The sequence below is a fragment of the Bacillus sp. CH140a_4T genome (genome assembly GCF_008923725.1).
Classification (GTDB): Bacteria; Bacillota; Bacilli; order Bacillales; family Bacillaceae_G; genus Bacillus_A.
The window spans coordinates 130,461-151,886 of record NZ_WBPF01000021.1 but is presented as its reverse complement, the minus strand read 5'-3'; the positions used below and the strand labels follow the sequence as shown (position 1 = coordinate 151,886).

Here is a 21,426-nt window from a genome sequence, read left to right as displayed (position 1 = left end):
ATGTTTTATATGAAAGTCGTCCTAATGTCATATATGTATATAGAATTTGATAACACTGTCTATTTTTGAAGGATTATGTTAGAATAACGCTTTTTTGAGTACAAAGATATTGGAGGTAAGAGAATTGAAAGGTATGTTTTTTAAGAGATTTATTGCAATAGTGACAGTGCTTACACTATTTTGTAGCATGGTCGTTACATCTGGAAGAGCAACAGCGGAAACAGTTTCTGCTATAGATGTAGAAGCAGGATCGGCAATTTTAGTAGAAGCAAATTCCGGGAAAATTTTATATGAAAAAAATGCAGATGAATCATTAGCAATTGCTAGTATGACAAAAATGATGAGTGAATATTTAGTCCATGAAGCGGTGGATAAAGGAAAACTTAAATGGGATCAAAAAGTTAAAATCTCTGAATATGCATATAAGATTTCGCAAGATCGCTCATTATCAAACGTTCCATTAGAAAATGGTGGCTCTTATACAGTAAAAGAGTTATATGAGGCAATGGCAATTTACTCTGCGAACGGTGCGACAATTGCTTTAGTTGAAGAAATTGCTGGAAAAGAAGCCGATTTCGTGAAAATGATGAATGATAAGTCAAAAGAGTTTGGAATGAAAAATTATAAATTTGTAAACTCTACAGGCTTAACGAACTATGATTTAAAAGGACATCACCCAAAAGGGACAACTCCAGACGAGAAAAATAAAATGTCCGCAAGAGATTGTGCGATTTTAGCACAACGTCTGATTCAAGATTTTCCGAAAATGTTAGATACTGCAAAAATCCCTAAAAAAACATTCCAACAGGGTGGTAAGTATCCAATTGATATGACGAACTTTAACTGGATGTTAAAAGGTTTAATTAAGCAATACGAAGGTGTAGATGGGTTAAAAACAGGAACTACCCCAGAAGCTGGTGATTGTTTCACTGGTACAGTAGAAAGAAACGGTATGCGTCTAATATCTGTAGTGATAAAAGCAAACTCTCATGCAGCACGTTTTGATGAAACGAAGAAATTATATGATTACGGATTTGCAAATTTCGAAGTGAAGAAGGCCTATGGAAAAGACTCAGTAGTAAAAGGGCATGAAACAGTGAGAGTAGCAAATGCAAAAGACAAAGATGTAGTAGTTCAAACGAAGCAAGCTGTTTCACTTCCGATACCAAAGAACAACAAAGACGTATATAAAAAAGAATTTAAAGTATTGAATGAAGAACAAGAAGCACCTATTAAAAAAGGTGTAACAATTAGTAAAATGATTATCTCGCCTAAAGATAGTACAGATCCTGGGTTCTTATTAGGTAAATCATTACAAGTAGACCTTGTAACAAAATCTGATATAGAACAAGCAAATTGGTTTACACGTTTTATGCGTAACATCGGATCTTTTTTTAGCGTTATGTGGGATAGTGCGGTTGATATAGTAAAAAGCTAAGTTTATAGGATGAAACTAAATATTAATCTAAAAAAAGAGTTTCGAAGTTTTATCCCGCTTTAATGGGCAGTAAGACCCCCACCTCAAAATTTAGCGAAAGCAAAGAATTTAGTTAGGGGATCAACTGCCCATAAAAGTCCGATTGGTTCAACTAATAATCAGTGGGGGATGAAGAACCCTCCCTGATTAAAGTTTCACTTTATAAATTTTTATGTAGATAGTTTGGAATGGAAGATGGTATTAATTTCTAAATTGGGTCCTTCGGAATTTTTCTTATTGTAATCAAGTTAAGATAAATTTATATCTATAAAAACAAAAAACGCTATTCTTTTTGTAGAAATATACAGAAAGGATGGCGTTTATTATGTATTTTTTGATTCAAAGCATTCTAGTACAAAGTTAGTTTAATAAAGTTACATGAAGAAAAAACATTCATTTTTTCATCAAATGACAATAAAAAATGAATATCCGGTACTTATTTCTGTAATTAGATTTTATAAAAATTTAATAAAATCTTTTCTTTGTATTAAATATTTTGTTTTAAATTATTTATATAAGGAAATGGAGACCAGAAAACAGATGCATAGATTGACTTTGAACTGTTTATATCTGGGATCTAGATAGACATTATGTACAATTTTCCCACTACACTAGTATAGTGGCCTTTATGAACAGCAAAATCTACAATTTACAAGGAGAACATTTTATGAGTAAGAGAATAAAAGAATTAGATTCTATACGAGGGTTAGCGGCACTTACTGTGGTATTTGGACATTTTTGTTTAATGCTACCATCGTTGCCTAATTCTATTAAATTTTCCCCGCTTAGGTTTTTATGGGCGGGTGGGGAAGCTGTTATCGTTTTTTATGTACTAAGTGGTTTTGTGTTATCTATGGCACTTTATCATTCAAAAACAAATTATTGGGGATATTTAATTAAGAGATTTGTAAGAATCTATATTCCTTATTATTTTTGGATAATCGTTACCTTTGTTTTATTTATTTTATTTTCGTCGTATGAAGTGGTAGGACTACGGGATTGGTTCTATGATAGGTGGCAAGGGTCTATAACAAAATTAGATATTCTAAACCACTTTGTGCTTGTTAATAATTTTTTTACGGAAAATTATAATCCAGTTATTTGGTCATTAGCTCAAGAAATGCGTATATCTATTGTGTTTCCTTTATTATTCCATCTTTTTTATAAACTGAATTGGAAGAAAACGATACTATTTGCTTTGAGCTTTTCTTTCATTAGTGTTTTTCTTAATATGTTGCATATTGGGAAAGCTGAAGGATTTTATAATGGTTATGCTGATACACTGCATTTTACATCTATGTTTATGGTTGGAATGTTACTTTTTAAGTATCAGGAAAAACTTATCTACTCATATAGGAATATGAAAAAATTTAAAAAAGGATTTCTTATTGCATTAGGGATTATTTTATATTTATATTCCATTTTAATTTATGGTATTTCCCGTAATGATACTACTTTCTTATTAAAAGATTGGGGTGTCGTAATGGGGGTTAGTATATTTATTATAATGGCTATGAGTAACCTAAAAGTAAAAGCATTTTTAAATAAGAGTGTATTTGTATATTTAGGAGAAATTTCATACAGTATCTATTTGTGTCATTTTCCAATCATGATGGTACTATTTAAACTTTTGTATACAAAGATACCTATCTTTTTCCTTCTTACTTTGTGCATTGCAATGACACTACTTTTTTCTATAATTTCGTATCATTTAATCGAAAAGAAATGTATAAACTGGGCAAAACAAAAAACAACCAATTTTTTGAAAAAAGTATGATTCATAGATACTTTATTTCTTTAGTAAATATACGAATATGACCGATTCTTAAGTATACTTAGGAATCGGTCAATTTTGGATTCTAAATGTAAATATAATAAAGTGGAATATAATTGAAATCGAAAACCACTTAGAAATAACAATTACGGTGTGAGCTATTGTATAGTATAGATATGGTTAATAATAAAGGGGGACTACATATGTGGAAGCGATTTGTATCGATTGGTGATAGTTTTACAGAGGGCATAGGGGATGAAGTTGAGGGAATAGCATTAAAAAGCTGGGTAGATCATTTTGTTCAACTTTGTGTAAACGATATAGAATATGCTAATTTTGCAAAGCGTGGGTTAGTAACGAAAGAAATTCGCTCACAGCAATTGGAAAAGGCATTAACGTTTAATCCAGATTTGGTTAGTATAATTGTAGGTGCAAACGATGTTTTAAAAGGACGTTGGGATCATCAAGAATATAAGAACAATATGGAATTTATGATAGATACATTAAGTAAAACAGATGCTGATATTATTATAGCAAGCCTTCCAGATTTTACAGTTCGGCTTCCATTTTCTTCTGAAAAAAAACAAATGTTAAAAAAACAATTATTAGAGGCAAACGAAGTTATACTTTCACTGAGTAGAGAGTATAAGCTTCATTATGTTGACTTTTGGAATCATCAATTAGTTAATGATAATTCACTTTGGTCTACGGATTTAATTCATCCAAATTCAAAAGGATATGTAAAAGTTGCTGAATTAATTCATAGTAGTTTACCTGTACATGACTCTTCTAAATAAGCTTTAGAGTGAACGAATCACCCAGTCGCATACAGCACAGGGGTTTTGATGCGAAATAGAAGGATATACAACGTCTATAAATTAAACTTTAAGTAATTTTTTTGTTGAAGGACCCTTAGAATAAGGGTTCTTTTTTGTATTAAATATCTACAAAAAGGATATGAGCTGGGAATCTAAACAAAAAGATATTTTAAATAATAGTGTTAGATACGCTCCTTTTGTATGTAAGAATATTAATATCTTCTCCTTCGAATGGAACTTAATCATAAATTATTTTTTTGTAAATGTGGAACAATTTCATTACTTACACTGTCTATTAAGCGTTACAACATTTTTTATTTAATTTATTAAGAAAGGAATAAACATTTTTAACTAAGGGAGAAGATTGAATTGAAAAAATTATGGATGCTGCTTTTCTTTTGTTTTGCAGTTATATTGGTAGGATGTAATAAAAACGAATCGTCAAAACAAGCATTTGAAGAATATATAAATTTATGGAATGATAGAGAATTTGCAAATATGTATGATCGTTTATCAGAACATGCAAAAAAAACGATTTCTAAAAAGGAATTCACAGAGAAATATCAAAGAATTTATGAAGGTATTGGCGTTAAGAATTTAAAAGTTAAAACGACAGGAGAGAATGCTAAAGATAAAGAACTTTTTCTTTTTGAAGTTAAGATGGATACGGATGGAGGAACAGCTTCATTTATCCATGAAGCAAAACTCGTGAAAGAAAAGGAATCTTGGAAAATAGATTGGACACCAGATTTCATTTTTCCAGGTATGAAAAAAGATTACAAAGTACGTATGCAAATAGAACAAGGAAAACGCGGAGAAATATATGATCGAAATGGGAAAGGTCTTGCAACGAATGGCAAAGCGACTGAGGTTGGAATTATCCCAGAGAAATTAGGTGAAACGGCAACGCAGACAAAAAAAATAGTAGCACAATTACTTGATATGTCTATAGAAGAGGTCGATCAGAAGCTTACAGCGAAATGGATAAAACCAGATTCCTTTGTACCAATTGGTATTTTAAAAGAGGGAACTAGACAGAATGATTATATTGAATTAGAAGGAGTTTCATCTCGCCCAGTAAATATTCGGACGTATTCATTAGGGGAAGCGGCGGCGCACTTAACTGGTTATATAGGAAAGGTGAATGCAGAGGAGTTAAAATCGCTTCAAAAAAAAGGGTATCAAGCAGATGATTTAGTAGGTAAGACAGGTTTAGAGAAAGTATTAGAGAATAAATTGCGTGGTGAAAAAGGTGGACGCGTATTTATAGAAGATGAGAATGGAAAAGAGATGAAAAATGTAGCAAAAAAAGAAGCAAAAGCAGGGGAAAACGTTACGTTAACAATTGATGCTGCAATTCAAGAAAAAATCTTTAATGAGATGAAAAATGAAGCAGGATCTAGTGCAGCGGTCAATCCTAAAACGGGTGAAACTATCGCACTTGTAAGTAGCCCTGCTTATAATCCAAATACAATAGTTAGAGGCGCATCAAAAGCCCAACGAGAAGCATGGAATAACGACTCGAAACTACCAATGATGAATCGTTTCACACAAGCATTTGTACCAGGTTCCGTATTTAAAACGATTACAGGTGCAATTGGTTTGGAAACAAACACTATAAACCCTAAGGAAGAATTTAAAATTCAAGGATTAAAGTGGACAAAAGATTCATCTTGGGGAAATTATTATGTAACACGTGTGAAGGAAGCTAGTCCAATTGATTTTGATAAGGCAATGAAGTACTCTGATAATATTTATTTTGCTCAACAAGCTTTGAAAATGGGAAAAGATCAGTATGTAAATGAATTTAAGAAATACGGATTTCATGAAAAACTACCAATCGAATACGAATTTCCTATTTCAATCATTGCAAGAGATGGGATAAAAAATGATATTCAACTAGCAGACACTGGATACGGACAAGGACAAGTATTAATGACACCACTTCATTTAGCATTAACATATGCACCGATCGTAAATGAAGGAAATATTCCGTCGCCTCATCTTTTAAAAGAAGCAAAAGTAGAAGGGAATTGGAAAGAAAATGTGGTTTCAAAAAAGAATCAAGAGATATTAAAGAGTGCATTAATAAAAGTCATTAATGACCCTGATGGCGCGGGGAGAATTGCTAAGGTTGATGGTATAACTCTTGCTGGTAAAACCGGTACAGCAGAACTGAAAGAGTCGAAAGAAGCAGACGGAAAAGAACTTGGATGGTTTGCAGCTTTTGATGCAAATGAGCCTGACATGATTGTTACCATGATGATCGAAGATGTAAAAGGAAGAGGGGGGAGTAACGTACCAGGTGAAAAAATAAAACATATTTTCCAAAAATGATAATTAATTATAAAGTAAAATCTTTTACTACACTCATTGTTTGCTTAACACCAAGGTATAAATCATACAAAACAAAGTATAAGTAAGCTTCGAAAAAGCATTATTCTTAATCGAGAATGCTTTTTTGTTGTGGGTGTAGAAAGTTGATATCTCATCTTTATTTTCATTTTTGAAAGGGTGACATTGCTGATAGTAAATAGAAGAGTGAAACAAAAAACCAGTGATTTAGTAAAACATAAATAGAGCACACAAATAAGTATGCTCTAAGAAAAATAGGTGATACAAGTAGAGTATTGCGTGAAATGCACAAATAATAATCAGATTTTTATGAGTGTATTTTTAACATTGTATGCTTTACTTGTTTTTAGGAGCCTGTCATGTAAAAGAATGTATAGATGATTATTTTATGAAAGTAAATGCACACCTTTACATTTTTAGGAGGATTTTTCTATCAAAAAAAGATAAACATTGGAACAAATGAAACTTGTATCTTGTCTATATATTGAAACCATAATAAAAGTGAGGGCAGTTTTATCTTTATTCAAATAAGTTCGAGGTGTGGAAATGGAAGAGACGTTTATTGAAAAGTGTATTCATGATGAGCTTGACTATGTTATAAAAGACTATTGGCAAGATGTATGGAATTATTCATTTATTATTACGAAAGATCCACACTTATCAGATGATATCACGCAAGATGTATTTATAAAGGTATTTAAAAATTGGAATTCATTTCGAAAGGAGTCATCTATTAAAACGTGGATATTAAAAATTACAAGAAATACAGCAATAAACTATTTGAAATCCTCCTATTTTAAAAGGATATCATTAGTAGGTTTTTTTAGTGATGATAAGCAATCTCCATCGGCAGAAAAAGAATTTTTTAATCAAGAGGAAATGAATGAAGTGTGGGATGTTGTATTAAAACTACCTAAAAAACACCGTGAAATAATAATTTTAGACGCGAAATATGAATTATCTTATGAAGAAATGGCCGAAACACTAGGAGTATCCATTGGAACTGTAAAATCAAGATTAAGCCGAGCGAGAAGTAAGGTTTCAAAATTAATAGGGGAGGGTAGTAGTGATGAACAATAAACAAAATCCTGACTGGTATAGAAAATTAAAAAAAGGCCCAATGGAGAATCGTAAAGATGAAGAAGAATTTATCTTTAAAATAAAGCAGTCTATATACGAAAATAATGAAGTGGATCTTGTAAAACATAAAAAACCTTTTCAAAAAAAAGCATTACCTATTGTAGTTGTTTTTGTTTGTACAATGTTATTTTTTATTGTTCAACAACCTTGGCTTGATGATAATAAATCACCGGTACAAAGTAGCACTCAAATTAAGCCTAAAACAAAAGATGAGTCTGCTCAAGATCCAACATTAAAACAATTTATGAATGATTTATATCAAAGTACAAATTCAAAAAATGAAAATGACTTGTATAGAGCGTTAAATGATGAAGTTCTATTTAAAGGGAAGAGTTATAAGAAGGATGAATTGAAATTTGATGAAGATATTTTTCATGAGTTGCAAGTTGCTCTTACCATGGGGGGAGAATTTACAAATGATACAAAGCAAGCATACAAAGTACCAAGTGGATTGACAGAAAGTAACGAACCAAAGCAAGCGCATTATATATATGCAACTGTTACTGGAAATAAAACGAAAATATTAGCTGAACCAAATCGAGAATCACGAGTTTTATATGAAGTATCTAATGAAATGGTAAAAGCTTGGATTCCAGAAAAAATACAGAATGGTGGATATATAAAAATATCGACAATTAGCGGTAATACTGGATATGTACAAAAAGAGTATGTTTTAACTGATATTAAATATTCATTTATGTTCGAAAAGGATCGTGAAGGTAAATGGAAAATAACGAATATAGATTCTATATGGTAAAAGAGGAAGGTTCACTTTAATGAACCTTCCTCTTTGTTTTTATTCTCTTTTTGAAGAGTATTCCAAGAATCTAAAATTTCTGATGCAACAAGAGCAGCAATGTTTTTTTCTGAATTACTACCAGGAATAACGACAGAAACTGCAATTTGTGGATCTTCGGTAGGAGCATATGCAATGAAAAGAGAATGGTTTATCATTCTTTCTTGTTCATTCGGAGCACCTGTTATGCCTGTTTTACCTGCGACGTGAAAGGGTAAGTTTTTAATTTCCTCTATATTTTGGCTCATCCCACCTTGCACGACACTCCAAAAGTTCATCGGATAACGATTTGAACTTTCTAAAATTGGTTTAAACTTTTTTGCTTCCTTACCATGTTGATCAATAATAGCACTTACGATTTGAGGTTTATATTTATCACCTTTACTTGCTAAAGTTGCTGCATATTGAGCAAGTTGAAGAGGCGTGTGTACTTCATTTCCTCCCCAAGAGGCATTTAATAAGGCGGAGATACCATTTTCAAACTTGTTTGTTGGATGAAATTCATATTGTCCGTCTTCTTCAAAAGGTAAATCAACCCCGGTTTTAGAACGAAGGCCGAATTGTTTTAAATACTCTGTCCATATATGTGCAACTTTTTCTATATTCCCATTATTTTGGTTGAATAAGGGTAGAGCTACTTTGGCTGTCATAAATGTGTTAGATGAATTAATGATAGCCTGCCTCGGTGTAATCTCACCTGTTGGCGTTCCAGGTGCATTCGTAATGTTATTTTGATTATCATATTGAAAAGTACCTTTATCTAAATAAGTATCTTCAGGTTGAAAAAGCTTTTCGTTTAATCCAATTAAAATAGTAAGTGGCTTTATAGTAGAGGCCATATTTACATAAGATTCACCATACTTTAATTTTTGAATTGCTTTATTTTGCGAAAGTGATTTGATGTTTTCTTTTTTAGATGATACTTGTTCATATAATGTATTTGGATCAAACACTGCTGAGTTGGCCATAGTTAAAATTGCGCCATTTTTCACATCGGTTACCACAACATAACCAGCATTAACATCAGTTATTTTCTTGATTTGAGATCTTAATGCTTCCTCTGTTTTTTGCTGCAACTTAGAGTCTAAAGCTAGCCGGACATCTTTTCCTTTTTGTACTTTTTGCATGTTCCATAAGAACTTTTTATTATTCACTTTAAAAATAAGAGTTTTTCCGGGTTTTCCTTTTAAATCATTTTCATATTGTAGCTCAATCCCGCTTTTTCCAACGGGTACATTAAGGGCATTTTCTACATACCCAATTACTTGTGAACCAATTCCACGCTTAGGATAATATCGAATCACTTCATCTTTGATTATTACATTATTGGGTTTGTTTTTGTTTATGAATGCAAGTTCATTCTCAGTTATGTCAGAGTATAACGATATATCATTCATAGTCTGCTTTTTACAAGATTGTTGTAATTGAGATTTTATGTCCTCTGTAGAAATGTCATGTTGAAACTCGCTTGAAAATTGATTGAAAAAAGCCAATGTGTTTGCTGCATCTTGTTTCGATAGCTTCTCATCATTGAAAGTGCAATATAGAGACTTAACTTTCTTATTTGTAGCTAGTATTACACCATTTCGATCAAGTATTTGTCCTCTTTCGGTCGAAGAAGTTTCGATAGTAATTGAAATGAAATTACTGTTAAACAAAATTATTAAAATCACACTTACAATAGAAAGAACCGCTATATATCTCCATCTTTTTATTTTTGTATGTAACATAAAACCCTCCCTTTATAGCCTATTCCATATTATAGTTAATTATTTTTTTTGTAAATGTGGAACAACTTTATTATTTAGGTTGTCTATTAAGTATTACAGCATGAAGAAAGGAATAATCAGTATGAAAAGTTTTTAGCAAATCTATGTGTAAGTTTTATATGGGCCAGTATATAGTTTAGCATTTCTAATGCTAGCGACAAAAAATAGAGAGAAAACAGGAAAGGAGAGTTATGAATTACGTAGCTAAACGAAAAGGGATGAGTGCTAACAAGGATTTAGCAAAAAAGTCGAAACGATATTTATAATCGGTCATCGGTATGTAACATATAAGGAATTAAATGGAGGATTTATGGAAAAACAAAAAGGAAAGAACAAGACGTATATATCTATACGATTAAATATAATGTTCCTTTGCATATTTTTACTATTCTCAGCTATTATTGTTCAGCTAGGAAAGGTGCAAATCGTAGAGGGAGAGGCTTATAAGAATCAAGTAGAAAGCAGTCAAAACGCAACTACTAGCATTCCAGTTCCACGTGGACAAATACTAGATCGAGAAGGGAAAACAGTTGTTAATAATAAATCTCTTCGTACGATTACGTATACAAGGGTAAAGGGAATTACTAGTGAAGATATTTTAAAAACAGCAAAAGACTTAGCGAAAGTGCTTGAAATGCCTGAACAAGATATAAATAAATTAACAGACATCGATAAAAAAGATTTTTGGATGCAGTTGAATAGGCAACGTGCGGAGACAATGATTACTAAAAAAGATATAGAAAAGTTAAAAGATAAGGGAGTAGAGGGAAAAGAGTTAGATAAAAAAATAGAAGACTTAAGACGAAGTCGTGTTACAGAATTAGAATTGGCAGAATTAACAGCACAAGATTTAAAGGTGTTAGCTATTAAAAGTAAAATGAGTTCTGGTTATCAACTAACACCACAAATTATAAAAAAAGATGTAACAGATGAAGAGTATGCGCGAATAAGTGAAAATCTTGCTGAGTTTCCAGGAGTAGATGCAACAGTTGATTGGGAACGTAATTATGTAAATGGTAATTTATTCCGTTCTGTGTTGGGTAATATTACGAGTAGTGAAGAAGGGTTACCGAAAGAAAACTTAGATTCTTATTTGGTACGTGGATATAACCGTAATGATCGTGTAGGAAAAAGTTATATTGAACAACGATATGAAGATGTGTTACACGGTACAAAAGAAGAAATGAAAAACATTACTGATAAATCAGGAAACATTATAAACACAGAGATAATCTCTAAAGGAAAAAGTGGTAATAGTTTAACATTAACGATTGATATGGAATTACAAAAGAAAGTGGAAGAAAGTATAGAGAAAAATTTGAGAGCGTTTAAGAGTTCAGAGCCACTGTTGGACCGAGCTTTTGTCGTCATGACGAATCCAAATAACGGACAGATTTTATCTATGGCAGGCAAAAAGATTGTAGAAAAAGAAGGGAAATTAGAGATTGAGGATTTGGCATTAGGTAACATGACAACTTCCTATGAGCTAGGGTCAGCTGTAAAAGGTGCAACTGTATTAACTGGATATGAGACAGGGGCAATACAGCCAGGAGATCAATTTTATGATGCACCTATGAAATTTAAAGGTACACAAGCTAAGAAATCGTGGAATGTATCTGGATTTGGTAATATTAATGATTTACGAGCGCTACAAGTATCTTCGAATGTATACATGTTCCAGACAGCTTTAAAAATTGCGGGAGTTAATTACGTACCAAATGGTTCATTGGATATAAAACAAGAAGCATTTGATACGATGCGCTATTATTTTAAACAATTTGGATTAGGAGTTCCAACAGGTATTGATTTACCGAATGAAATAGTTGGACAAACTAGAAAAGTAGATAGTCAGCCTGGGTTTTTACTAGATTTTTCTATCGGGCAGTATGATACGTATACACCGTTGCAATTGGCGCAATATATTTCAACGATTGCTAATGGAGGTTATAGAATGCAACCTCAAATTGTACAAGAAATACGAGAGCAATCAATAAAAGAAGAAGAGGTTGGCAAAGTTATACGCTCTATAGAGCCTGTCGTATTAAATCGAATTGATATGAAGACAGAACATATTGATCGAATAAAAGAAGGATTTAGATGGGTATTCCAAGAAGGTGATGGAACTGGCGTGAAATATTTCAAAAATGCTCCATATAAACCAGCAGGAAAGACAGGGACAGCTCAAACTGTATATGGTGGAGATGATCCAATTGGTAGAAATGCGAAAGGGGAACGTATGGAATGTTACAACTTAACGTTAGTTGGATACGCCCCATATGATAATCCAGAAGTAGCATTCTCAGTAGTAGTCCCATGGCTTCATGATGATAAAAATGGTATTAATTCTATAATTGGAAAGGAAGTTTTAGATGTATACTTTGATTTGAAAAAGCAACGTATACAAGGTGAAATTGCTAGTACAGAGAGTTCGAATCAAAATCATTAATAATTGTGTACTTTTCTCAGGGGAAGAGATCCTGTTTATATAAAAGCCTTTATAAGTTAAAGAAAAAGTAAGATTTGAAATAAGAGTTAGTAGCTATCATAGTTGCTTTCTCTTATTTTTGTTAATATCTTGGTTACTAGTTAAAAAAGGTTTTAAATTTATGGAACAAACTTGTTTCTTAGATGGTCTATTATGTGTACGTATAAAAACAGGTATTCAAATAGATACATTGTATTGAATTTACTACTTGTTTTCAGTATTGAAAATTTGAAAGGAATGATGATTTTGAAAAATAAGAGGATGCTAAAAATAGGAATATGCATTGGTATATTAGGTTTAAGTCTTACAAGCCTAGAAACTTTTACAGGAGGGGCATTGCAAGTTGAAGCGAAGGAAAAGACAGGGCAAGTTAAACATAAAAAGCATGCGACATATAAAGAATTCTCTCAACTTGAGAAAAAATTTGATGCTCGATTAGGTGTGTATGCTATTGATACGGGTACACATCAAACAATTGCTTATCGACCTAACGAAAGATTTGCCTTTGCATCAACCTACAAGGCGTTAGCCGCAGGAGTATTGCTACAGCAAAACTCAACTAATAAATTAAATGAAGTTATCACTTATACGAAAGACGACTTAGTGGAATATTCACCTGTTACAGAGAAACATGTAGATACCGGAATGACACTAGGAGAAATTGCTGAGGCCGCCGTTCGTTCCAGTGATAATACTGCAGGGAACATTTTATTTAATAAAATAGGTGGACCTAAAGGATATGAAAAAGCGCTTAGACAGATGGGTGATCGGATTACTATGGCTGATCGCTTTGAGACAGAGTTAAACGAGGCTATTCCAGGAGATATTCGTGACACTAGTACAGCGAAAGCAATTGCTACGAATCTGAAAGCTTTAACGGTCGGAAATGCGCTTCCAGCTCATAAACGTAACATTCTTACAGAGTGGATGAAAGGAAATGCTACAGGAGACAAACTTATTCGTGCAGGCGTACCAACTGACTGGATAGTTGGAGATAAATCAGGAGCTGGAAGTTATGGGACACGAAATGATATTGCTATCGTTTGGCCTCCGAATAGAGCACCTATTATCATCGCAATTTTATCTAGTAAAGATGAGAAAGAGGCTACCTATGATAATCAACTAATTGCAGAGGCAGCTGAAGTTATAGTTAAAGCTCTCAGGTAATAATCTCTCAATTCTTTATTTAATGTAATTGAAAATATGAACTTGGAAAGCGATTCTTTTTAATGTGAAAAGAATCGCTTTTTTGTATTCCTATAATGAATAGTAAGTATATAAGCGAAAATTATTATTTCATGGACAATGTATCCACTAAAGTGCATGAGGGAAATTTTCTCCTGTGGTGTTCGTAGCAATAATATTATTATGTATACGATAATAATATTTTGGAGTAGTTAAGCTAGATACTCCTATATGGATATGTAATTTTACATATCCATATAAAAGACACATATGTGCTAATCACTATTAAATTATATTAAAATCATTTTTAGGTAAGGGGATTCATATAGATTTAAGGGAATCAAAGAATTTTTATGTTTAATTATCATAGTATAATTATTTCACTTTATGAAATGAAATTTGTATTTAACTTTTTTAAATATAATATTTTTAAATTCGAACAATAAATATCTGAAAAATCAAATTTAATCAATGTGATTTTCAGGTTTACTTATGAAAAACATAGTGTTTAAAATGAGGGGGAAGTAAGGTCCTTATATTCTATCAAAAATAAATAAAAAACGAGATACGATTACTCTATCGAAAAAATTTCTCTCCTCAAGTGTGTGTGATGAAATCCTAACGTTAGGTTGTACAACATTTACGATTAAAACTGTAAAAAACAATAGTGAAGAGGTGTACGGAATGAAGAATAAAATTATGACAGGATTTTTAATAACATCAATCGTTACTGGAGCGACTATTCCTATCAATACTCTCGCAATGCCAATCGTTCAGGCAGAAACGAAACAAGATAATATAGATATTTCCTCAGCATTACGAAAAATAGGTGCACACTCCAAATTAACACAAACCTTTATAGATGGAGCCTTAGCAAGTCCGAATGTGCAACTTGAAGAAGTTCCATCTTTAAATACAACTCAATTTCTAATTAAACAAGATATGAAAGAGTGGTCATCAGAACTTTATCCAAAACTAATTCTACTAAATTCAAAAAGCAAGGGATTTGCAACCAAATTTAATAGCTATTATCCAACATTAAAAGGATTTGTAGATAATAAGGAAGATAAAGAAGGGTTTTTAGATAGACTGGAAGTTCTTCAAGATATGACTATAACAAACCAAGAAAACGTGCAACGTCAGATTAATGAGTTAACAGATCTTAAACTACAGGTAGATAAGAAACTGAAAAATCTTGATACGGATGTGGTAAAAGCACAGAGTGTACTTAGTTCAGAGGGAACAGGAAAAATAGACAAGTTAAAAAATGAAATGCTAAATACAAAAAAATCAATTCAAAATGATTTACAGCAAATAGCATTATTACCAGGAGCTTTAAATGAACAAGGGCTAAAGGTATTCCAAGAAATTTATAGTCTATCAAAAGATATCATTGAACCGGCTGCTCAAACAGCAGTAGTAGCGTATAACAAAGGAAAAGAAATAAACAATGCTATTGTAGAAGCAGAGAAGAAAGCAGAGCAAGAAGCAACAGAAAAAGGAAGATCAGCTATAGAAATTGAAGCTGCCAAAAAAGAAGCACGTGAAACGATAGAGAAAAGTAAAAAAGGTGAAATTGCTGCAGCTGCAGTTACGAAAACGAAAGAGTATGATCTTATGAAAGTAATTGATCCTGAAAAAATTAAAAAAACATACAGTACCTTTGCAGAAATTAATAAACTAACAGCAGAGCAACGAGCGCATTTAGATGATCTAGAGAAACAAAATCAAAAATTATATGACTTAACAACTAAATTAACAGTAGCAGATTTACAAAAATCAATGATTCTTTTCATGCAAAATGATTTGCATACATTTGCTAATCAAGTAGATGGAGAAATTGAGCTAATGAAACGTTATAAAGAGGATTTGAATCTAATAAATAATAGTCTTACAAAATTATCGACTGAAGTTGATACGAATAACACTCAGTCTCAAAAAGATACATTAAGACGACTAAAAAATATAACAAATCAACTCGAAGAACAAGTTAATAAATTTTAATATTAAGAAATAAGGTTTAATGAAAAAATTATAACGTAACTGGAAATAAGGAGGAGAATCAAAAAATGAAATTTCCATTTAAGGTCATAACTTTGGCCGCTTTAGCAACGGTTATAACTGCTACGAATGGTAGTACTATTCACGCACTTGCACAAGAACAGACAGCACAAAAACAGAAAATAGAAAATTATGCGTTAGGACCTGAAGGGTTAAAGAAAGTGTTGGCTGAAACAGGCTCTCATATTCTTGTAATGGATTTGTACGCAAAAACAATGATTAAGCAACCGAATGTAAATTTATCCAACGTTGATTTAGGTTCAGGGGGGGGAGAATTAATCAAAAACATTCACCTAAATCAGGAACTGTCACGAATCAATGCAAATTACTGGCTAGATACAGCGAAGCCAAACATTCAAAAGACAGCACGTAATATTGTAAATTATGATGAACAATTTCAAAATTATTACGACACACTAATAGATACTGTAAAAAAGAAAGATAAGGCGGGCCTCAAAGAAGGAATAGGGGATTTAATCGGTACAATTCATACAAATTCAAATGAAGTTACGGAAGTTATTAAGATGTTAGAAGCTTTCAAAACAAAGTTGTATACAAATACTGTAGATTTTAAAAATAATGTTGGAGGTCCAGATGGACAAGGGGGATTAACGGCTATATTAGCGGGAAAACAAGCACTAGTCCCACAACTTCAGGCCGAAATTGAGAATTTACGTTCTACGCAGAAAGCACATTTTGATAATGTATTAGCCTGGTCAATTGGTGGTGGATTAGGGGCAGCTATTTTAGTTATTGGAACGATTGCAGGAGCGGTAGTAATTGTTGTGACCGGTGGCACAGCGACACCAGCTGTTGTTGGTGGTCTAACAGCTCTAGGGGCAGCTGGTATCGGTTTAGGAACAGCAGCTGGTGTTGCGGCATCTAATAATATGAACTCTTATAATGAAATTTCTAATAAAATCGGAGAATTAAGTATGAAAGCCGATCTTGCTAACCAAGCAGTTATTTCACTTACTAATACAAAAGACACGTTGACATATTTGTATCAAACAGTGGATCAAGCAATCATGTCTCTAACGAATATTCAGCAACAATGGAATACGATGGGAGCGAATTATAAAGATCTATATGATAATATCGACCAAATGCAAGAACATAAACTTTCTTTAATACCTGATGATTTAAAGGCTGCAAAACAAAGTTGGAATGATATTCATAAGGATGCAGAATTCATTTCAAAAGACATTGCTTTTAAACAAGAAAAAACAAACTAAAAATCAATATATATGTATAGGAGGAATTAAAATGAATAAAAACTTTCCTTATAAACTACTTGCTGTATCGACGTTTTTGACTCTGACAACAACTACTGTAGTTTCTCCAGTGGCAGCCTTCGCAAATGAAAGTAAAATGGAACAAACTAGTACCGAAGATATCTCTCTTTCTGTAAACAGCGAAAAGATGAAAAAAGCTTTGCAAGATGCTGGGGTATTTGCAAAATCTATGAATGATTACTCTTATTTGTTAATTAAAAACCCAGATGTTAACTTTGAAGGAATTGACATTAAAGGATATACAAATCTACCTAGTCAAATTCTACAAGATCAAAAGAATGCAAGAGAGCATGCTACGAAATGGGATTCACACATAAAAAAACAACTTTTAGATACACTGACGGGGATTGTAGAGTATGATACTAAATTCGACAATTATTATGACACATTAGTAGAAGCGATTAATGAAGGGGATGCAGACACATTAAAAGAAGGCATTACAGATTTGCAAGGTGAGATTAAACAAAATCAAGCATATACACAGAATTTAATACAAGAACTAGCTAAGTTAAGAGATAGTATTGGAGAAGATGTCCGGGCATTTGGAGGTCATAAAGATATTTTGCATTCGATTCTGAAAAACCAAGCATCTGGAATTGATGAAGATGAAAAGCGCCTAAATGAAGTTTTAGAGCAAGTAAGACATTTTAAACAAGTAGAATCAGATGGAATTATAACTGTATCAATTCCCTCAATTCCTACGTGGATTGCTGGTGGTGTAATGATAGGGGTAGCAAGAAATAATTTAGGTACGTTAGAGCCATTGTTAGCACAATTACGTCAGACTATAGATTATAAAGTAACATTAAATCGTGTAGTTGGTGTTGCGTATAATAATATTAATGAAATGCACAATGCGATTGGATCGGCTATTAATGCACTTACCTATATGTCTGCACAATGGCATGATTTAGATTCTCAATATTCGGGAGTGCTAAGTCATATTGATAAAGCATCCCAAAAAGCGGATCAAAATAAATTCAAATTCCTAAAACCTAATTTGAATGCAGCGAAAGATAGTTGGAAAACATTGAGAGCGGATGCGTTTACATTAAAAGAAGGGATAAAAACATTAAAAATGGATCCTGTTTCTTCAAAAAAATAGCGGAATACGGTATTTGTTGCAAGGGCATTTATACAGTTATAAAATGATTTTTTGTTCTTTATAAATTGAAAAGACGGAGGTATAATCAGGCCTCTGTCTTTTGTTTTATTGAAATATTTTTATAATTCCATCCTATATGTAGAAAGTAGTTATACAAGTTTGAATTTTTAAGGTGAATGATTTTTATGAATTTTTCCGTAAAACCTAATCTATGATTAGTGAGCTTTATATTCTTATTTTCCTAATTGAATACTTTTATACAATTAGATGGAAGTTAATAATACTAAATCAAAACATAATAGGTTGTTATTGATGAGTTTATTGAAAAGTTGTTATTTTATGTGTCATCAAATAACATTTATAAACAATTCGAAATAAAGAAAAGGAGACTATTATGAGAAAAAATAGAGTATTAGATACAACATAAATAGCGTAAATAGTTTTTGATGTTAAAATATGATAAATAAAATAATAGTCCTTACATGTACTAAGGGAAAATGAGGGAGATAATATGGGAAATAACTCAAAATATAAAACTAGAAAAATACTTGCAGCCACCGCTACAGTAACTATGCTTGCAACTGCAATGATTTCTACAACAGATATCATTGCAGAGGAAACAAAGCAGCAAAAAAAAATATCGACATCACTGCAAGAGGGAAAGTCAGTTAAATCAGAAAACAGAACATATACAGTCCCAGGAAAAGGGGATGTTGAGGTACTGAAACAACAGGAAAGAAAAAGTATGGCATTTAGTCCATATGAACCCACTGGTTTATATGCAAAGCCAAATGAACAAATAACGATTAATGTAGAAGGAAATCAAAATATTCAGGCATACATTGGAACGTATTCGTATGATGCTTCTTGGAGAGAAGATTCTAAAATAAAATCATTTACATTAAAACCTGGTATAAACACAATCCAATCGACAAATGGAGGAATGATTTATTTTTACAATAAACAACAAGGTGGTACCATTCGAACAACGGTCACAACTGGTGGAACGACTACGCCTCTCTTTGAACTAGGCAAGCATACAAAACAAGATTTAATAAACATGCTGGACCAATATCCCAATGCACATGCAGTGGAGTTAAAAGGAGAACGTGTATTAATTACGGCCAGCCCTGCACGTGTTAAGAAATATTTGTTAGGTTCTAATACAGATCCTGTACAACTCTTAAAAAAGATGGATGAAGCTACTCGAATTCAAGACAAAGTAGCTGGTTTATCCGAGGAACAAGTAGATAAACATTATATTCATTACGTAGAAGAAAATCATTCTCCCGATTATTATATGTATGCAACTTCTTATCGAACCGCATATGTAGGAGATGCAATCCAATACGTGTTAGATATTAATAAATTTATAAAAGATGGCTGGGGTCCTTGGCATGAGGCAGGGCATTTGAGACAGCAATCACCTTGGAAGTTTTATAATATGACAGAAGTACAAAATAATATTTACAGCCTTTCTGTAGAAAAAGCATTTACATCTAATCAATCTTTTAGATTGCAACAGGAGGGCGCTTATACTAAGGCATTTCAATACTTAGAACAACCTAATAAAAATTATGACGAAGTTAGTGATGTTTTTGTTAAGCTTGTTATGCTTTGGCAACTACAGTTAGCATATGGAGAGGACTTCTATCCTAAATTGCATCAATTGTATAGAGACATGTCTTCAAGTGAACTTCCACAAACTGATGAAAATAAAAAACAATTATTTATGATTTCGGCATCAAAAGTAGCCAAACAAAATTTGATACCTTTCTTTGAGAAGTGGGGATTACGTCCAAATAACGATACCATTCAAAAAGTAGCTGCATTAGGGTATCCAACTTTAACAGCAGAGATTTGGAAGGGGACAGATTCTAATCCAATTAAACCAGATATACCTAATGTAAATAATATTTTAGAAGGAAATAAGTTTGCATGGTCATTAAAAGGGATTAGTGATTTCGAATTTGCTAAAATCAATTTCAATAAGTCGACAGAAGAAGTGCATATTGACTTAAAAGCAGGCGTACCGCATCATTATTTTAATGAAACATATGCAAGTATTAAAGTACAAAATGCATCAGGGAAAGTAGTATACAATAAAGACATTTATGGAAACAAACAACAAAATGCTGAATCGCAAAAAGTTCCAGTTAAAGTAGGAGATTATATTGAGTTAACACATCTAGAAGGTGTGCATAGAGCTACTTTCACAAATGTAGATAATAGTAAACAAGAAAGCTTTGGAAAAAAAGCAATGTACGAAGTTACAAAAGAAGGCTTGAAGAAAGTAGAAAAAATGCCAGAAGCCACAATTTTAGACGGAAATCAATTTGGATGGTCACTAAAAGGAATAAGTGATTTTGAGTTTGCTAAAATCAATTTCAATAAGTCGACAGAAGAAATGCAAGTGGACTTAAAAACAGGCGTACCACATCATTATTTTAATGAAACATATGCGAGTATTAAAGTACAAAATACATCAGGGAAAGTAGTATACAATAAAGACATTTATGGAAACAAACAACAAAACGCTGAATCACAAAAAGTTCCAGTTAAAGTAGGAGATTATATTGAGTTAACACATTTAGAAGGTGTGCATAGAGCTACTTTCACAAATGTAGATAATAGTAAACAAGAAAGCTTTGGAAAAAAAGCAATGTATGAAGTTACAAAAGAAGGCATGAAGAAAGTAGAAAAAATGCCAGAAACAACGGTTTTAGACGGAAATCAATTTGGTTGGTCTTTAAAGGGATATAGTGATAGGGAAATCGCAAAAGTAGATTATAATAGGGTAACAGAGAAAATGCAGGTGAATTTAGAAGCAGGTGTACCACATTCTTACTTTAATAATACGTATGCAAGTATTAAAGTACAGAATTCATCCGGTAGTGTTGTGTACAATAAGGAAATAGTGGGAAATAGACAACAAACTGCTGAAAGCCAAGCCGTGCCCGTAAAAGTGGGAGATTACATTGAGTTTACCCATATAGAAGGGGAAGCAGTAAAGGAAAAGACACGCGCTACACTTATTAACCTTGAGAATAATAAACAAGAATATATAGGCAAAAAAAGAACCTATCAAGTTACTTCTACGGGATTAAACAAAATAGATTAACATGAAGAACATTCAAATTATTAGTAAGATGCTAAATAGCCGTTC

13 protein-coding genes and 1 pseudogene are annotated in these 21,426 nt (G+C 32.4%); 12 read left to right on the top strand and 2 right to left on the bottom strand.

Annotation, left to right across the window (positions count from 1 at the left end):
• Positions 1-124: 124 nt before the first annotated feature.
• From F8162_RS22545 to F8162_RS22520, 6 genes are all read left to right on the top strand, one after another.
• Complete coding sequence (locus tag F8162_RS22545; RefSeq protein WP_318826072.1) at positions 125-1,438, top strand: D-alanyl-D-alanine carboxypeptidase family protein; 1,314 nt, start codon at positions 125-127, stop codon at positions 1,436-1,438.
• A 667-nt stretch (positions 1,439-2,105) separates the two neighbouring features.
• Positions 2,106-3,254: an acyltransferase family protein gene (locus F8162_RS22540; RefSeq protein ID WP_151630406.1), complete on the top strand. Its 1,149-nt coding sequence runs from the start codon at positions 2,106-2,108 to the stop codon at positions 3,252-3,254.
• Between the two features lie 200 nt (positions 3,255-3,454).
• Positions 3,455-4,048: an SGNH/GDSL hydrolase family protein gene (locus F8162_RS22535; protein ID WP_151630407.1), complete on the top strand. Its 594-nt coding sequence runs from the start codon at positions 3,455-3,457 to the stop codon at positions 4,046-4,048.
• Positions 4,049-4,438: 390 nt separating this feature from the next.
• A complete protein-coding gene (locus F8162_RS22530) occupies positions 4,439-6,406 on the top strand; it encodes a penicillin-binding transpeptidase domain-containing protein (protein ID WP_151630408.1) in 1,968 nt (655 codons plus the stop codon).
• A gap of 564 nt (positions 6,407-6,970) precedes the next feature.
• Complete coding sequence (locus tag F8162_RS22525) at positions 6,971-7,504, top strand: RNA polymerase sigma factor (protein WP_000393076.1); 534 nt, start codon at positions 6,971-6,973, stop codon at positions 7,502-7,504.
• On the top strand, positions 7,494-8,321 hold the full coding sequence (locus F8162_RS22520) for an SH3 domain-containing protein (RefSeq protein ID WP_151630409.1): 828 nt from the start codon (positions 7,494-7,496) through the stop codon (positions 8,319-8,321). The genes F8162_RS22525 and F8162_RS22520 overlap by 11 nt, the downstream gene beginning before the upstream one ends.
• Before the next feature lie 11 nt (positions 8,322-8,332).
• On the opposite strand, the gene F8162_RS22515 is transcribed toward F8162_RS22520, so the two are convergent.
• Positions 8,333-10,090, bottom strand: a complete 1,758-nt coding sequence (locus F8162_RS22515; protein ID WP_151630410.1) for a peptidoglycan D,D-transpeptidase FtsI family protein — start codon at positions 10,088-10,090, stop codon at positions 8,333-8,335.
• A gap of 349 nt (positions 10,091-10,439) precedes the next feature.
• On the opposite strand from F8162_RS22515, the gene F8162_RS22510 reads away from it, so the two are divergent.
• Together F8162_RS22510 and bla are read left to right on the top strand one after the other, a co-directional pair.
• Positions 10,440-12,575 (top strand): peptidoglycan D,D-transpeptidase FtsI family protein, encoded by a 2,136-nt coding sequence (locus tag F8162_RS22510; RefSeq protein ID WP_151630411.1) that lies wholly within the window; start codon positions 10,440-10,442, stop codon positions 12,573-12,575.
• Positions 12,576-12,854: 279 nt separating this feature from the next.
• Complete coding sequence (gene bla / locus F8162_RS22505; protein ID WP_413226532.1) at positions 12,855-13,781, top strand: class A beta-lactamase Bla1; 927 nt, start codon at positions 12,855-12,857, stop codon at positions 13,779-13,781.
• Positions 13,782-13,800: 19 nt separating this feature from the next.
• Here the strand turns inward: bla and F8162_RS29495 are convergent.
• Positions 13,801-13,875: pseudogene (locus F8162_RS29495) on the bottom strand (undecaprenyl-diphosphatase); the annotation flags it as partial.
• A 608-nt stretch (positions 13,876-14,483) separates the two neighbouring features.
• Here F8162_RS29495 and F8162_RS22500 point away from each other — a divergent pair.
• The 4 genes from F8162_RS22500 (at position 14,484) to F8162_RS22485 (ending at position 21,381) form a co-directional block, all read left to right on the top strand.
• Complete coding sequence (locus F8162_RS22500) at positions 14,484-15,803, top strand: HBL/NHE enterotoxin family protein (protein WP_151630412.1); 1,320 nt, start codon at positions 14,484-14,486, stop codon at positions 15,801-15,803.
• 65 nt (positions 15,804-15,868) lie between these two features.
• Positions 15,869-17,095 carry an HBL/NHE enterotoxin family protein gene (locus F8162_RS22495; protein WP_151630413.1) on the top strand — a complete coding sequence of 409 codons (1,227 nt, stop codon included), beginning with the start codon at positions 15,869-15,871 and terminating at the stop codon, positions 17,093-17,095.
• Positions 17,096-17,126: 31 nt separating this feature from the next.
• Positions 17,127-18,260 (top strand): HBL/NHE enterotoxin family protein, encoded by a 1,134-nt coding sequence (locus F8162_RS22490; protein WP_060488861.1) that lies wholly within the window; start codon positions 17,127-17,129, stop codon positions 18,258-18,260.
• A gap of 511 nt (positions 18,261-18,771) precedes the next feature.
• Positions 18,772-21,381 carry a putative mucin/carbohydrate-binding domain-containing protein gene (locus tag F8162_RS22485; RefSeq protein WP_151630414.1) on the top strand — a complete coding sequence of 870 codons (2,610 nt, stop codon included), beginning with the start codon at positions 18,772-18,774 and terminating at the stop codon, positions 21,379-21,381.
• Positions 21,382-21,426: the final 45 nt, after the last annotated feature.

What these genes read in the sequence shown, in the direction of transcription:
- F8162_RS22540 (WP_151630406.1), top strand. Translation starts at nt 2,106, where the DNA reads ATGAACAGCAAAATCTACAATTTACAAGGAGAACATTTTATGAGTAAG.
- F8162_RS22535 (WP_151630407.1), top strand. Translation starts at nt 3,455, where the DNA reads ATGTGGAAGCGATTTGTATCGATTGGTGATAGTTTTACAGAGGGCATA.
- F8162_RS22525 (WP_000393076.1), top strand. Translation starts at nt 6,971, where the DNA reads ATGGAAGAGACGTTTATTGAAAAGTGTATTCATGATGAGCTTGACTAT.
- F8162_RS22520 (WP_151630409.1), top strand. Translation starts at nt 7,494, where the DNA reads ATGAACAATAAACAAAATCCTGACTGGTATAGAAAATTAAAAAAAGGC.
- F8162_RS22515 (WP_151630410.1), bottom strand. Translation starts at nt 10,090, where the DNA reads ATGTTACATACAAAAATAAAAAGATGGAGATATATAGCGGTTCTTTCT.
- F8162_RS22510 (WP_151630411.1), top strand. Translation starts at nt 10,440, where the DNA reads ATGGAAAAACAAAAAGGAAAGAACAAGACGTATATATCTATACGATTA.
- bla (WP_413226532.1), top strand. Translation starts at nt 12,855, where the DNA reads ATGATTTTGAAAAATAAGAGGATGCTAAAAATAGGAATATGCATTGGT.
- F8162_RS22500 (WP_151630412.1), top strand. Translation starts at nt 14,484, where the DNA reads ATGAAGAATAAAATTATGACAGGATTTTTAATAACATCAATCGTTACT.
- F8162_RS22495 (WP_151630413.1), top strand. Translation starts at nt 15,869, where the DNA reads ATGAAATTTCCATTTAAGGTCATAACTTTGGCCGCTTTAGCAACGGTT.
- F8162_RS22490 (WP_060488861.1), top strand. Translation starts at nt 17,127, where the DNA reads ATGAATAAAAACTTTCCTTATAAACTACTTGCTGTATCGACGTTTTTG.
- F8162_RS22485 (WP_151630414.1), top strand. Translation starts at nt 18,772, where the DNA reads ATGGGAAATAACTCAAAATATAAAACTAGAAAAATACTTGCAGCCACC.